Below are 12,592 nucleotides of genomic sequence, written 5' to 3'. Positions count from 1 at the left end.
TCCACCTTTGCGCATCCGGCGTATCGCTCAATAAATGCCTTCCTCGCCGGCTTTCTTGGCCAGCCAGTTGGCGGTCATGACGAGGATCAGGCCGACAACCGACTTGAAAAATCCGACCGCCGTGCTGTAGCTGAATTGGCCTTGCCTGAGACCCGCCGTATACACGTACGTATCGAAAATTTCCGCCACTTCGCGGTTCATCGCGTTCAGCAGCAGATACACGTGTTCGAAGCCGAGTTCCAGCACATCCCCGAGTTTCAGAATGAGCAGCACGACGATGACGTTGCGGATCGACGGCAGGGTGATGTGCCAGATTTGACGGAAACGGCTCGCTCCGTCCATGCGGGCCGCTTCGTAGAGTTCGGGGTCGATCGCCGCCATGGCTGCCAGGTAGATGATCGTCCCCCATCCGGCCTCCCGCCAGATGACCTGGAGGATGTAAACCGGCCGGAACCATTCCTTGCTCATCAGAAAATTGATCTTCTCGAAGCCCATCATCACCAGCAGTTCGTTCAGGATCCCGCGGTCCATGGACAGGATGACGAACGAGATCGACACGATGATGACCCACGACATGAAGTGCGGGATGTAGATCATCGTCTGGATCGTCCGCTTGAACAGTTCCTTCCGCACTTCGTTCAGCATGACCGCCAGGATGATCGGCACCGGGAAATAAAACAGCAGGTTCATCCCGAACAGGATGAGCGTGTTGCGCAAAATCATGAAAAACTGCGGGTCGTTGAACAGCCGTTGGAAATGCTTCAGCCCGACCCATTCGCTCTTCAGAATGCCGAGATACGGCTGGTAATCCTGAAAGGCGATGACCAGCCCGCCCATCGGCACGTATTTGAATACGACAAAGTACAGAAATCCCGGAAGGATCATCAGATAAAGCGCATGATTTTTGATGATCCGTTTCCACAGTCCGGAACCGGCTTTCCGGTCCGCGATCATCGGTTTCGGGGCGGCAGCTTCGTGCATGAGCATCTTCCTTTCCGCATCGGGCGGACGGCCGGCGCCCTCCTCCGGCGCCGGCGCATCCGGATTGCGGAGGCCGCCGCGGCGCCAATCCGGCGGCCTCCCGCCCGCGTGATCAATTCGACTGCGATTGCTGATACGAAGCGTTGAATTCGTCGATCATCTTCTGGCCGCCCTGTTTCAGCCAGTTGTCGATGACGGCCTGGAAGCCGTCTTCGTCAATATCGCCCAGGATGAACTTGTACGTCGCATCCGTGATCATTTCGCCGAGCCGGACGCCATCGAGCGTGTACGTTTCGGAATCGAGGGCCGCGGTCGGATCGTGGATCAGATAGTTGTTGTTGTCCAGAATGAGTTCCTCCGCCTTCGCCTTCGAGGGGGGCGAATGCTTGGCCTGCAGGAACCCTTCGATGGTCGATACGCCGCCGATTTGCAGCGCCTGATAGGGCTTGACTTCCCGGTCCGTGAGCGCGACGTCTTCCGAAGGCACCACAAGCCCGTCTTCGAGCGTATAGTGTTCGCCTTCGATCCCCCAATAGATCAGGTTGGCGAGTTCCGGACTCATCAGCTGGTCATAGAAGGCGAGAATGTCCCTCAGCTCTTCCTCCGTCTTCACCGCCGATTTCGGGAAGAGCACGAGCGAGCCGTAACCCGGAATCGCCCACACCTGGTAGGTGCCCTTCGGCCCGGCGATCTTGTGGTGAACGTCCAGCACCGCGTTCGGATTGACCTCGATGATTTTGCTGTGCAGGGTGCCGACGTCGGCCATCGAGCCGATGTAGGCGCCCGCCTTGCCGGTGATCAGCAGGTTCTGCTGGTCCGTCTTGCTCGTCACCGGGAACTCCTGGTTGATCAGGCCTTCCTGATGGAGCTTGCGGAAGAATTTCATCGTTTCCACGTATTCCGGGAACATGAACTCCGGCAGCAGCTTGCCGTCCTGGAAGCCCCAGTTGTTCGGCGTGCCGAACCAGGAGGCGACCGTTTTGAACGCGCCGTACACGAGGTCGTTGCGGTCGGTCAGACCGATCGTGTCGTTCAGGCCGTTGCCGTCGGGATCCTGTTCTGTGAACGCTTTCAGCATGTTGTAGAACTCGTCGATGTTGTTCGGCGCCGACAGTCCCAGCTTGTCCGCCCAGTCTTTCCGGTAAATGAGCCCTTGCCGCGACAGCGGACGCTCCTGATAGAGGGCGTAAATCTTGCCGTCCACCGCGGTGTTCCGGAGCACGTCCGGATTCAGCCGGCTCAGGTTCGGATAATCCTTGAGCAGCGGCCCGATCTCCCAGAATTGTCCGCTGCGGATGGCGCTGCGCAGCAGGATGTAGGAAGACTGGTTCTTGATGTAGACCGCCTTGGGCAGCGTGCCGGTGGCCATGGAAGCGTTCATTTTTTCATCGTAGCTTCCGTCCGGCACCCATTGAATCTCGAGTTCCGTGTTGGTCGCTTCTTCGAGCAGCTTTTCGATCTTGTCCGAAGGAACTTCCGGGGTGTGCAGATTGGCCATGATGGTGATCTTGACCGGTTCCTTCTTCGCTTCCTGCTTTCCCCCGCCGTCATGTTGCTGCGTCTGTCCCTGCCGGCTGCCGGCCGGCTCCTGGTTGCTTCCGCCCTTGCCCCCGCCGCATCCGGCCGCGATGACGGCGACGGCCGTGATGGCCGCGAGCAGCGCAAGCAGACGCTTTTTCGCCATGCCGATGACCTCCTTTTTTCGCTTTTTCGCTTGCCGCGTCATCAGCATAACGCCCGGCCCGCCGTTACGAACATAATCCCGGCATTTGCTGCCTCCCGCCGATCCGGCAAATTCCGGCCTTCGGCGGCGACATCCAATGCAGGGATTATTCCGGAAGGGGATGATTATGGAGGCGTTCCATGTCCGTCCGACGAACGCCGATGGGCTTCATTGATTTCCCGGATGATCCGATCGCCGCCTTCCTCCCGCCATCGGTCGACCGCGCGCCGGAAGCCTTCCTCGTCGATCATGCCGAGGATGAACTGCCAGGTGGCGTCGTCGATGATCCGCCGGAGCCATTCGCCCCGCTCGTTCCGGGTGGGGGAATCCAGCGCGGTCGTCGGATCATGCACCGCAAATGCGGCGTTGTCTTCGATCAGACGTTCCGCCTTCGCCCTCACCGCGAGCCCGAACTCCGGTTTCAGGAGGCCCGGAATCGTGTCCCGGCCGCCGACGAGGAGCGCGTTGTACGGTTTTACTTCCTTCGTGGTCAAACCGACGTCCCCGGAAATGTACGCCTTTCCGTTCCGCACTTCATAGTGGCGGCCTTCGATGCCCCAGTAGAGCAGATTCGCCAGTTCGGCCGACATGAGCCGGTCGAACAGAGACAGGACGGCGTCCAGCTCCGCTTCCGTACGGTTCGATGCCCTCGGGAACAGGACGGCCGTCCCGTACCCTTCGCCGGCCCAAATCCGGTAACCATGCGGGCCCGCGATCCGGTTGACCACATCGAGCTCGGCATCGGGATCCGTCTCCCGAAGCTTTGCCTGCAGCGTGATGACGTCCCCCATCGCACCGATGTAGACGCCCGCCGTGCCGCGGGTCAGGAGCGCCTGCTGGTCGACTTTGCCGGTCACGGGGAAATTCCGGTTGATCAGGCCCTCCTCGTGCAGCTTGCGGAAGAAGCGCATCGTGTCGATATATTCTTCAAACATGAACTCGGGAAGCAGCATGCCGTCCTTCTCGCCCCATCCGTTCGGCACGCCGTGGTACGAGCCGACCGTTTTGAACGCGCCGTAGACCAGGTCGCCCCGGTCGGCGAGGCCGATCGTGTCGTCCAGGCCGTTGCCGTCCGGATCATCATGGGTGAAGCGCCAAAGCATCTCGTACAGATCCCCGATGGACTCCGGCGCCTTGAGACCCAGCCGGTCCGCCCAGTCCTTGCGATAGATGACGCCTTGCCGGGAAAGGGGGCGCTCCTGGTACAGGCCGTAAATGCGGCCGTCGACCGACAGGTGGCGCAGCATGTCCGGCTTCAGGCGGGAAAGGTTCGGATACCGGTGCAGGCGGGAACCGATCTCCCAGAACATGCCGCTTCGCATCTCGTCCCGGAAATCCTGAAGCGAAGCCGCGTTCTTCAGGAAAAGCGCATGCGGCAGCGATCCCGTCACGATGGCGGCGTTCACTTTTTCATCATAGCTGCCGTCGGGTATCCAATGGATCTCGAGATCGACGTTCGTCAGCTCTTCCACCCGTTCTTCAATCCGCGGATCCGGCACCTCCTCCGTATGCAGGTTGGCGAAAATCGTGATCCGCGTCCGGTCCGGCCCGCCGTCCGCCATCCGTCCGGCCGCCGGCTTCCCGGCACAGCCGGCCGCCAGAACCGGCAATCCGGCCAGGAGCAGAAGACAGCCGATCCAACGCGCGAATTTGCCCATCCTGTTCACCTCCGGAATCGGCCTAATGGAAAGAGACATGATAAAATGATTATGGATGATTGTTGAACGCGCAACCGGATCCCAAATAAAATGAAACTACATCGCATCGGAGGAGAATGCAGCTTCATGTCCAAGTCGAGCATGTACATCCGGATGATCGTTTTCGGTTGCGCCATATGCATCACTTCGATTCTGGCGGTCGGCTTCTTCTCCTACATGAAGTCCTCCGCATCCATTCAGCGGCATGTCAGCCAAAGCAGCATCCAGATGATGCGCCAGTCGAAGGACGGCGTGGAGCAGGTGCTTCGAACCGTCGACTCGACGCTGAACTATGTGATCAACACGAGACAGCTTCAGGAAGCGCTTACACGTCCGCTTACCTTCTACGATTTCCAGTTGTACAACGAGCTCAAGCAGGAACTCGGCCTGCTGCAATCTCCGGAAACGAAGGTCACCGACGTCATCCTGGCCAACTCCGAATACGACTGGCTGATCAACAACCAGGGGCTCTACGCCTTTTCGAGGCATGGCGCCCGGGAAACCCTGGAGCAGCTGATGGATTCCGGCAGCTATACCCAATGGGTGCTGCTGGAGACGGACAAACTGGGCTCGAGCGACACGCAGAGCTACGCTTGTCCGTACACGATCGCGCTCATCAAGAAGCTGCCTTTGCGCGCGGCGGACAAGCGCGGCATCGCGATGGCCATGATTCCCGGCTGCCGCCTGGCCGAGATGATGGACGACCGGACCTTCTCCAGGGAGACGATGGTCCTCGCTCCGGACCATACGGTCATGATCCATGCCGATTCCCGTCTGGTGGGGAAACCGCTTACATATTCCAAGGAACTGCAGGAGTCCGACCTTTCCCGATTCGCCGAACCGTTCGGCCAGTTCGAAACGAAGCTGGACAACCGGCCGGTTTCGGTGACGTACGTCCGTTCCGATTTCAACGGATGGATCTATGTCTCCTTCACGGAAATGTCGGCATTCCGGCGGGAATCGAGGCAGATCGGACTCTTTACGCTCTATGTCTGCGCTGCCATCCTGCTGATCAGCGTCCTTCTCGTCTGGATCGGCAGCCGGCGGGTCTACTCCCCGATCCGGCAAATCTTCGAGCAAATCGCGCAGCGATTGCCGGAAACGAAGGCGAACGCGAAAAACGAACTGCAGGTCATCCACGAGCAGATCAGCGACCTGTTCGCGTCCAATTCCAGACTTCAGCGCGAACTCCGCCAGAACAGCCGGCAGATGCTCGCCTATTTCCTGCACCGGCTGTACCTGGGCCAGATCCATCCCGCCGAGATCCGGGAGAAGCTGGAATTTTACGGCTTCTCGCGGCAGGCCGATCCGTGGGATCACATGGCCGTGTTCACGCTGCAGATCGATGCGCTGGAACGGACGCGGTACAGCCGGCAGGACGTCGACCTGCTCATGTTCGCGATCGCCAACATCATCGAAGAAATGGTGCCGCCGGACGAACGGCTTCCCTCCGTCATGATCGACCAGACGCACGTGACGCTGGTGGGACGGAGCGGCGTTTCGGCCGGGGACTTCAGCGATTACGTCTACAAACTGACCGAGGACATCCAGCGCAACATGCGAAGATATCTGGACCTCGAAGTCAGCATCGGCATCAGCCTGCCGTTCCAGAGCCTGACCAAGGCGGCAAGGGCGTACCAGGAAGGCCTGGAGGCGCTCAAACATCGCCTGATACTGGGCGAAGGCGTCATCATTCCGTATGCGAGCCTCAACGCCGGCAAGCATACCCGGATTTATTACTATCCGAACCAACTGCATCACGAGTTGATCGACGCGATCAAGCTGGCCGACGAGGCGAAGGCCTTCGACCTGTTCGACAAATGGCTGGACGAAGTCTTCGGCAAAGAGCGCTCGCCCGACGAGTACCAGATTTCGCTGATCCGGCTGCTGAATGATATGATGATCGTCATGCAGGAAGCGGGCATTTCGCCGAGCCGGCTGAACATCGGGGACAAATCCCCGTACGAGGAGCTGTTGCAGCTCCACGTGCGCGCGGAGATCGGAAACTGGTTCCGGACGCGGTTGATCCGGCCCATCATGGAAGTGTTCCGTGAACGCCAGCAATCCCAGTACAAAAAAATATCGGACCAGATCATCGAAATCATCCGCAACGAATACGACACCGACCTGACCCTGGAAGCCTGCGCCGCGCGTCTCCATTACAATACCTTTTATCTGAGCAGCGTGTTCAAGAAGGAGACCCAGATGTCCTTCAGCGAATATCTGGCCCGATACCGGCTGAACGTGTCGAAGCGCTGGCTGGTCGAGACGGACATGTCGATCAGGGAAATCGCCGAACGGCTGACCTACAACAATCCGCAGAACTTCATCCGGTTCTTCCGCAAGATGGAAGGCATGACGCCGGGCCAGTACCGGAGCAAATACGCGCAGCCCGGCGGATGAACGCGCCGTCCGAAAGGCACCTCTTCCCGCGAGGGGTGCTTTTTCCTGTCCCGCGGCGCCGTGCGTCCTTCATCCGTTTCCGCGGCCGTCCCCGTACGGTATAATAAACGATATGCCTTGCGATGGGAGGGACGGCGATGCTGCCGAACTTCGATTTCATCTCGGATTCGACCGAGCAGACCGAGACGCGGTTCGTGACGTTCATCACGCCGAACCTGAACCGCTTCGATCTGGCCGTCACCAGGACGAACCGCTTCTACGGCAAGAAGCTCGTCACCGACCTGCAGCGGGGAATCACGGCCATCATCGGAACGGACGATCTGGATGAGGAGGGATACCTCGCGGAGACGTTCCGGCTGACGGAAGAGGAAGCGGCGGAACTGGAAACGTTCCTGCGGACGGTGATCGGGCCGGCGCATAGCCCGGACTGACGCGGGCCATACTGTAGGCGGCAGACGATTCCAAATCCGGGAGGCATCCGCCGTGGCCAGGGAAGGTTTCAAACCGGAAGATCGCCAGGAAGAAACCGATCTCGCCGTCGTGGAATCGCAGCGCAACGACCTGACCGCCGAAGAGTTCCCCGAAGGACCGTACGGTTCTCCGCTTGCGACCGAATCGCTCGGCAAGAGCGAGCCGCACCGGATCGACCAGCGCTCCCCGAGGCCGTTCAACTACGAAGATCTGGCGTTTCACGAAGGGATGGAGCGCGGCTATCCCGGCGATCAGGGCAAGCCGGACGAATTGGACCCGGAAGGATGATCGGTCCGGCCGCCATTCGTCCGGCTCATGCCGCTCCGGTTCAACCCCAGTTCTCCCCGAACGTCTCTTCCTTCCATCCGACGGTCACCTTGCGGCCGTCCGTCACGACCGGCCGCTTCACGAGGCGTCCGTTCGACGCGAGCAGCCGGATCTGTGCGTCCTCGTCCATCTCCGGCAGCCTCTCCTTCAGCTTCATCTCGCGGTAGGCTTCTCCCGACGTGTTGAAGAAGGCGCGGACCGGAAGTCCGCTCAGGCGCAGCCACTCCCGGATTTCCTCCTCGGTCGGCGGCTGCTCGTACAGATTGCGCAGTTCGAGCCTGCGCCCCCTCGCCTGAAGGTATTTCAGGGCGTTGCGGCAGCTCCCGCACTTCGGATAGTAGTAGACCTTCAGCGTCTCGTCCCTGTCGTTCGCCACGGAACATTCCTCCCCTTTCCGGAACCATCAGGTCCCGCGATCATCCAGCGATGCGAGCAGCCGTTCCAGACCGAGCAGATCCCCGGGAAGCGGCGACACGAACCGCATCCACTCCCCGGTCATCGGGTGCCTCAGTTCCAGCTCGGCCGCATGCAGCGCCTGGCGTCCCGCCGTCCGCGCGGCTTCCCGGAGCCATTCCGGATCATCCGGACCGCAGGGGCCGTACAGCTCGTCCGCGATGAGCGGGCAGCCGATGTGCCGCATGTGGACGCGGATCTGGTGCGTCCTGCCGGTCTCGAGCGTGAGGACCACCTTGGCGGCCCGGCCGCCGCCGTAGACGGCTTCCGTGTTGTAATGCGTGACGGACGGGTAGCCGTCCGGCGTCACGATCCGGAGGTGCGGCGCCGCCGGATCCCGGTCGATCGGCGCATCGACCGTGCCGCGGACCGGCGACGGCACGCCGCGGACAAAGGCGATGTAGCGCTTGCCGATGCGGCCGCGCTTCATCTGCTCCGCCAGCTGCTGGTGCACGTAAGGGTTCTTCGCGACGGCGAGGACGCCCGACGTATCCTTGTCCAGCCGGTGCACCGGGCGGAAGCGGTGCGCTTCGCCCCGCTTCATCCAATGGTAGATCACGCCGTTCGCGAGCGTGTTGTCGTAATAGCCCTTCGTCGGATGTACAACGATGCCCGCCGGCTTGTCCAGCACGAGCAGATGCGGATCTTCGTACAGGATGTTGAGCGGCATCTCGCGCGGCGGCACGTCGTCCGGCGCTTCCGCCTCCATGCGCAGCTTGATCCGGTCGCCCGCCGCCACGCGGTCCGACGTCCAGGCCTGTCTGCCGTTGACCGTAATGCCCGCTTCGGTCCGCCTGAGCCGCGCCAACAGCCGGCGCGAGACGCCGAGCCGATTTTTGAGCACCGTCCGGACGGTCTGCCCGGCGTCCTCCTTCCGAACGACCAGCTCGATCACGTCGCCTTGCATCCTGTCGTCCAACGCCTTTCACTTCCTCGGATGCTCATGATTCGTTCCCCGGAACACGACGGCGCCGCGCGCGTACTCGGCATCGGCGACGCCGAGGCGCGCGTTGGCGGCGCGGGCCGCGACGAAGAACCAATCCGACAGCCGGTTGAGGTACCTGAGCACCGCCTCGTTCACCGGATGAACCGCGGCGAGCGCCACGACGCGGCGCTCCGCCCGCCGGCAGACGGTCCGGCAGACGTGCAGCAGCGCGGCCGGCTCCGATCCGCCCGGAAGGATGAACCGGGCGACCGGCGGCGCCTCGCGGTCCAGCTCGTCGATCCGCCGCTCGAGCCGTTCCACCGGCTCCTCGCCCATCTTGAAAAACTCCGGATTCTCCGCATAGGCAAGATCCGATCCGCAATCGAAGAGCTCCTGCTGGATTTCGGCGAGTTCGTCCGCCATGTCGCCGAGCCCGTCCGCGCGCCGCAGCGCGGCCGCGGCCAGGCCGATGAAACTGTTCAATTCGTCGATCGTGCCGTACGCCTCCACCCGGACGTCGTCCTTGCGGACGCGTCCGCCGATGATGCCCGTCCGGCCCGAATCGCCTTTTCGCGTATACCACTTCATGCCGATTCCCGTCCTGTGCCCAAGATTCCGCGTCATGCACCACTATACCACAATCCCGGACGCCGCCAAAAGGAAGCCAAAAGGAAAAAGCCGGCGCATACCGCCGGCTGCCCTCATGATCCGTCCGTGCTTCGACGCTTGTGCCGCATGTACTCGTTGATCTTCTTGTCCAGTTTGCGGCTGGCCTCGATCACGCGTTCCGAACGCAGCGAATGTTCTTCCAGATAGACCAATTCCATTCGCCTCCGCAACCGGCAGATCTCGTCCTTGAGCAAATCGGCGGAAGCCGCCGGCCGAACGGCTTGCTGGTCGTGCTGACTGTCGGAACATCCTGCGCCGCCGGCCATCTGCGTTCCTCCCCCTCACCCGAAGCCCGGTCGCTTCCGGCACGACGCCGTCCCTCAACCCCGTTTCAATTTTTCGACGAACCGGCCGATCCGCTCGATCGCCTCGGTGAGCTGCGCCACGGAAGTGGCGTAGGAGCAGCGGACATGCCCTTCGCCGCCGCGGCCGAACACGTTGCCCGGAACGACGGCGACCTGCGCCTCCATGAGCAGCCGCTCCGCAAACGTTTCGGAATCGAGCCCGGTGGAACGGATGGACGGGAACGCATAGAACGCCCCCTGCGGCTCGTGGCAATCGAGGCCGATCTCGCGGAACCCCTGGACGACGAGCCTGCGGCGCTGATTGTAGGACTCGACCATGCGCTCCATCTCTTCCAGTCCGTTCGTCAGCGCTTCGAGCGCCGCGATCTGGCCCATGATCGGCGCGCACATGACCGTATACTGGTGAATTTTCAGCATCGCGCCGATCAGTTCCGGATGGCCGCAGACGTAGCCCATCCGCCATCCGGTCATCGCGAACGCTTTTGAAAATCCGCTCACCAGAATCGTCCGGTCCTTCATGCCCGGAATCGACGCGAAGCTGACATGCCGCGCGCCGTAGGTCAGCTCGGCGTAAATCTCGTCGGCGATGACGATCAGGTCGTATTTCTCCACGATCCGTGCGATCGGCAGCCAATCTTCGTACGTCATGATGCCGCCCGTCGGATTGCTCGGATAGCACAGGATGAGCGCCTTCGTGCGCGGCGTGATCGCCGCTTCCAGCTTGTCGGCGCGCAGCTTGAAGCTGTCCTCGGCATACGTTTCGACGCCGACCGGCACCCCGCCGGAGAGCGACGTAATCGGCGAATACGAGATGTAGCAAGGCTCCGGCACGAGAATCTCGTCTCCCGGATTGATCAGCGCGCGCAGCGCCAGGTCGATCGCCTCGCTGCCGCCGATCGTCACGAAGATTTCGCGCGCCGGATCGTAGTGCAGGCCGAACCGGTCCGCCAGATAGGCGGCGATCGCCTCACGCAGCTCCGGCATGCCGGCATTGGACGTGTACTGCGTTTTCCCCTTCTCCAGGCTGTAAATGGCCGCTTCGCGCACGTGCCAGGGCGTCACGAAATCCGGTTCGCCGACGCCGAGCGTAATGATATCCTTGCGGCCCTGGACGAGATCGAAAAACTTGCGGATGCCCGAAGGCTTGATGCTGCGAACGCCGTTCGACAGATAGTCCGACATGGATCTGCGGACCGGTCGGCTGATCGTGGTCGTCTGCTCCCTGTCCCTGATCACAAGCGACACTCCTCACGGCGAGATGACGAGCCTCTGATCACCTTCGCGTTCCTCGAAGATGATGCCGTCCTGCTTGTATTTTTTCAGAATGAAGAACGTCTTCGTCGACAGCACGGCGTCGATCGGAGACAGCTTGCTCGACACGAAGGATGCGACGTCCTGGAGCGTCTTGCCCTCCACTTCGACCAGCAGATCGTAGGCCCCCGACATCAGGAAGACCGACTTCACTTCCGGATATTGATAGATCCGCTCGGCGATGCCTTCGAAGCCGCGGCCGCGCTCCGGCGTGATCTGCACTTCGATCAGCGCCGTCACCTTGTCATCCGCGACTTTGCTCCAGTTCACGACCGCCGAGTACTTGACGATCACATGATCCCGCTCGAGCTCTTCGATCGCCCGCGCCACTTCCTCCTCCGAGGCGCCGAGCATCGTCGCGATGAGCGCCGGTGACCTTCGCGCGTCTTCTTTCAGCAGTTCGAGGATTTTGAGTTTGAACCCGTCGACCATTCCAGACCCTCCCCGGACCGAAGCGGATGATAATGATATATCATACACCCAATCCGCTTGTTCTGTAAAACAAAAAAATAACCGCCGGCGATTCCGGCCGTTGGAAGGTCACCCGGGAACATGTGCCATATGACCAGTATAACCCGGACGACGCGAAAAGGCGAGCCCCCGCTTGCCGCGCGAGGCTCGCCAGCGGCGGTGCCGCGCTCCGTCACCGCCCTTCCGCTTCACGGCAGATGGATCGTCTTGACGTGATTGAAATGGATGTAGACCGTCTGGCCGGATGCGTTCGCGATGGCCAGGAGCCCGCCGTCCAGCCCCTTCAGCACGCCGATCCGGTTCGGATGCTCGCCGAGGTCGAGCACGACGAATTCGCCGATCAGCTTGCGGACCTGCTGTTCGAACGTGCGCGAAAGCGAGACGGGGGACGGCTTGAGCGGGAACTGTTCCGGCGACATGCCGTACGGCGTCGACTGCGGCGGATAGGGCACGAGATATTTGAGATGATCGAGCGAGACGACGACGGAATGGTAGACGGGCGAATAGAAGACGAAGTAGTCGTTCATCACGCTGGTCACATAGCCGTGGATCGTCTGGCTGCCCGTGATGAACAGCTCCGAGAACATGCCCTTTGCGTTGAGCAGCACCTTGCGGTACGAAATCGGTTCGGACTGCGGTTCGAACGGCGGTTCGGCGGGCGTGTCCGAGATGCTTTCCGGATCGCCCGGCCTGAGCTGCTGCACGTGGACAATCGGAACATAGTAATACCGGCTCTCGCTGCGGATGACGAGAATGTCCGGGCCCGTCTCGAGCAGGACGCCTTGCACCGGAACCGCTCTGCCCGACAGCTCCACTTCGACGGGTTTGCCTGTCAGCGGATGGCTCATGCCGCATT

13 protein-coding genes are annotated in these 12,592 nt (G+C 61.3%); 3 read left to right on the top strand and 10 right to left on the bottom strand.

Annotated features, from left to right (window positions below):
• Positions 1-27: 27 nt before the first annotated feature.
• The 3 genes from A9Z00_RS09310 to A9Z00_RS09300 form a co-directional block, all read right to left on the bottom strand.
• On the bottom strand, positions 28-981 hold the full coding sequence (locus A9Z00_RS09310) for an ABC transporter permease (RefSeq protein WP_296976260.1): 954 nt from the start codon (positions 979-981) through the stop codon (positions 28-30).
• Between the two features lie 112 nt (positions 982-1,093).
• Positions 1,094-2,665, bottom strand: a complete 1,572-nt coding sequence (locus tag A9Z00_RS09305; protein ID WP_296976257.1) for an extracellular solute-binding protein — start codon at positions 2,663-2,665, stop codon at positions 1,094-1,096.
• A 164-nt stretch (positions 2,666-2,829) separates the two neighbouring features.
• Entirely contained in the window at positions 2,830-4,362 is a 1,533-nt protein-coding gene (locus A9Z00_RS09300) for an extracellular solute-binding protein (RefSeq protein ID WP_296976256.1), read from the bottom strand.
• Positions 4,363-4,488: 126 nt separating this feature from the next.
• Between A9Z00_RS09300 and A9Z00_RS09295 the strand changes: the two genes are divergently transcribed.
• The 3 genes from A9Z00_RS09295 (at position 4,489) to A9Z00_RS09285 (ending at position 7,563) form a co-directional block, all read left to right on the top strand.
• Positions 4,489-6,804 carry a helix-turn-helix domain-containing protein gene (locus A9Z00_RS09295; protein WP_296976252.1) on the top strand — a complete coding sequence of 772 codons (2,316 nt, stop codon included), beginning with the start codon at positions 4,489-4,491 and terminating at the stop codon, positions 6,802-6,804.
• Positions 6,805-6,941: 137 nt separating this feature from the next.
• The gene (locus A9Z00_RS09290; RefSeq protein WP_296976249.1) at positions 6,942-7,235 is read left to right on the top strand and encodes a DUF3055 domain-containing protein; all 294 of its coding nucleotides are present in this window, start codon (positions 6,942-6,944) and stop codon (positions 7,233-7,235) included.
• A gap of 52 nt (positions 7,236-7,287) precedes the next feature.
• On the top strand, positions 7,288-7,563 hold the full coding sequence (locus A9Z00_RS09285; RefSeq protein WP_296976247.1) for a hypothetical protein: 276 nt from the start codon (positions 7,288-7,290) through the stop codon (positions 7,561-7,563).
• Positions 7,564-7,603: 40 nt separating this feature from the next.
• Here A9Z00_RS09285 and A9Z00_RS09280 read toward each other — a convergent pair whose 3' ends face one another.
• The 7 genes from A9Z00_RS09280 to A9Z00_RS09250 form a co-directional block, all read right to left on the bottom strand.
• Positions 7,604-7,978, bottom strand: a complete 375-nt coding sequence (locus tag A9Z00_RS09280) for a Spx/MgsR family RNA polymerase-binding regulatory protein (protein WP_296976244.1) — start codon at positions 7,976-7,978, stop codon at positions 7,604-7,606.
• A gap of 27 nt (positions 7,979-8,005) precedes the next feature.
• On the bottom strand, positions 8,006-8,962 hold the full coding sequence (locus tag A9Z00_RS09275; RefSeq protein ID WP_296976394.1) for an RluA family pseudouridine synthase: 957 nt from the start codon (positions 8,960-8,962) through the stop codon (positions 8,006-8,008).
• 18 nt (positions 8,963-8,980) lie between these two features.
• Positions 8,981-9,568, bottom strand: a complete 588-nt coding sequence (locus tag A9Z00_RS09270) for a cob(I)yrinic acid a,c-diamide adenosyltransferase (protein WP_296976241.1) — start codon at positions 9,566-9,568, stop codon at positions 8,981-8,983.
• Positions 9,569-9,681: 113 nt separating this feature from the next.
• A complete protein-coding gene (locus A9Z00_RS09265) occupies positions 9,682-9,915 on the bottom strand; it encodes an aspartyl-phosphate phosphatase Spo0E family protein (protein ID WP_296976240.1) in 234 nt (77 codons plus the stop codon).
• Between the two features lie 54 nt (positions 9,916-9,969).
• The gene (locus tag A9Z00_RS09260; RefSeq protein WP_296976238.1) at positions 9,970-11,190 is read right to left on the bottom strand and encodes an aminotransferase class I/II-fold pyridoxal phosphate-dependent enzyme; all 1,221 of its coding nucleotides are present in this window, start codon (positions 11,188-11,190) and stop codon (positions 9,970-9,972) included.
• A gap of 12 nt (positions 11,191-11,202) precedes the next feature.
• Entirely contained in the window at positions 11,203-11,697 is a 495-nt protein-coding gene (locus tag A9Z00_RS09255) for an Lrp/AsnC family transcriptional regulator (RefSeq protein ID WP_296976236.1), read from the bottom strand.
• A gap of 227 nt (positions 11,698-11,924) precedes the next feature.
• A complete protein-coding gene (locus tag A9Z00_RS09250) occupies positions 11,925-12,584 on the bottom strand; it encodes a DUF2642 domain-containing protein (RefSeq protein WP_296976233.1) in 660 nt (219 codons plus the stop codon).
• Positions 12,585-12,592 lie beyond the last annotated feature (8 nt).

Origin of the sequence: Thermobacillus sp. ZCTH02-B1, from assembly GCF_002159085.1 — a bacterium.
Taxonomy (GTDB): domain Bacteria; phylum Bacillota; class Bacilli; order Paenibacillales; family Paenibacillaceae; genus Thermobacillus.
This window is presented reverse-complemented; position numbering and strand designations above follow the sequence as displayed.

What these genes read in the sequence shown, in the direction of transcription:
- A9Z00_RS09295 (WP_296976252.1), top strand. Translation starts at nt 4,489, where the DNA reads ATGTCCAAGTCGAGCATGTACATCCGGATGATCGTTTTCGGTTGCGCC.
- A9Z00_RS09290 (WP_296976249.1), top strand. Translation starts at nt 6,942, where the DNA reads ATGCTGCCGAACTTCGATTTCATCTCGGATTCGACCGAGCAGACCGAG.
- A9Z00_RS09275 (WP_296976394.1), bottom strand. Translation starts at nt 8,962, where the DNA reads ATGCAAGGCGACGTGATCGAGCTGGTCGTTCGGAAGGAGGACGCCGGG.
- A9Z00_RS09300 (WP_296976256.1), bottom strand. Translation starts at nt 4,362, where the DNA reads ATGGGCAAATTCGCGCGTTGGATCGGCTGTCTTCTGCTCCTGGCCGGA.
- A9Z00_RS09255 (WP_296976236.1), bottom strand. Translation starts at nt 11,697, where the DNA reads ATGGTCGACGGGTTCAAACTCAAAATCCTCGAACTGCTGAAAGAAGAC.
- A9Z00_RS09310 (WP_296976260.1), bottom strand. Translation starts at nt 981, where the DNA reads ATGCACGAAGCTGCCGCCCCGAAACCGATGATCGCGGACCGGAAAGCC.
- A9Z00_RS09270 (WP_296976241.1), bottom strand. Translation starts at nt 9,568, where the DNA reads ATGAAGTGGTATACGCGAAAAGGCGATTCGGGCCGGACGGGCATCATC.
- A9Z00_RS09265 (WP_296976240.1), bottom strand. Translation starts at nt 9,915, where the DNA reads ATGGCCGGCGGCGCAGGATGTTCCGACAGTCAGCACGACCAGCAAGCC.
- A9Z00_RS09250 (WP_296976233.1), bottom strand. Translation starts at nt 12,584, where the DNA reads ATGAGCCATCCGCTGACAGGCAAACCCGTCGAAGTGGAGCTGTCGGGC.
- A9Z00_RS09305 (WP_296976257.1), bottom strand. Translation starts at nt 2,665, where the DNA reads ATGGCGAAAAAGCGTCTGCTTGCGCTGCTCGCGGCCATCACGGCCGTC.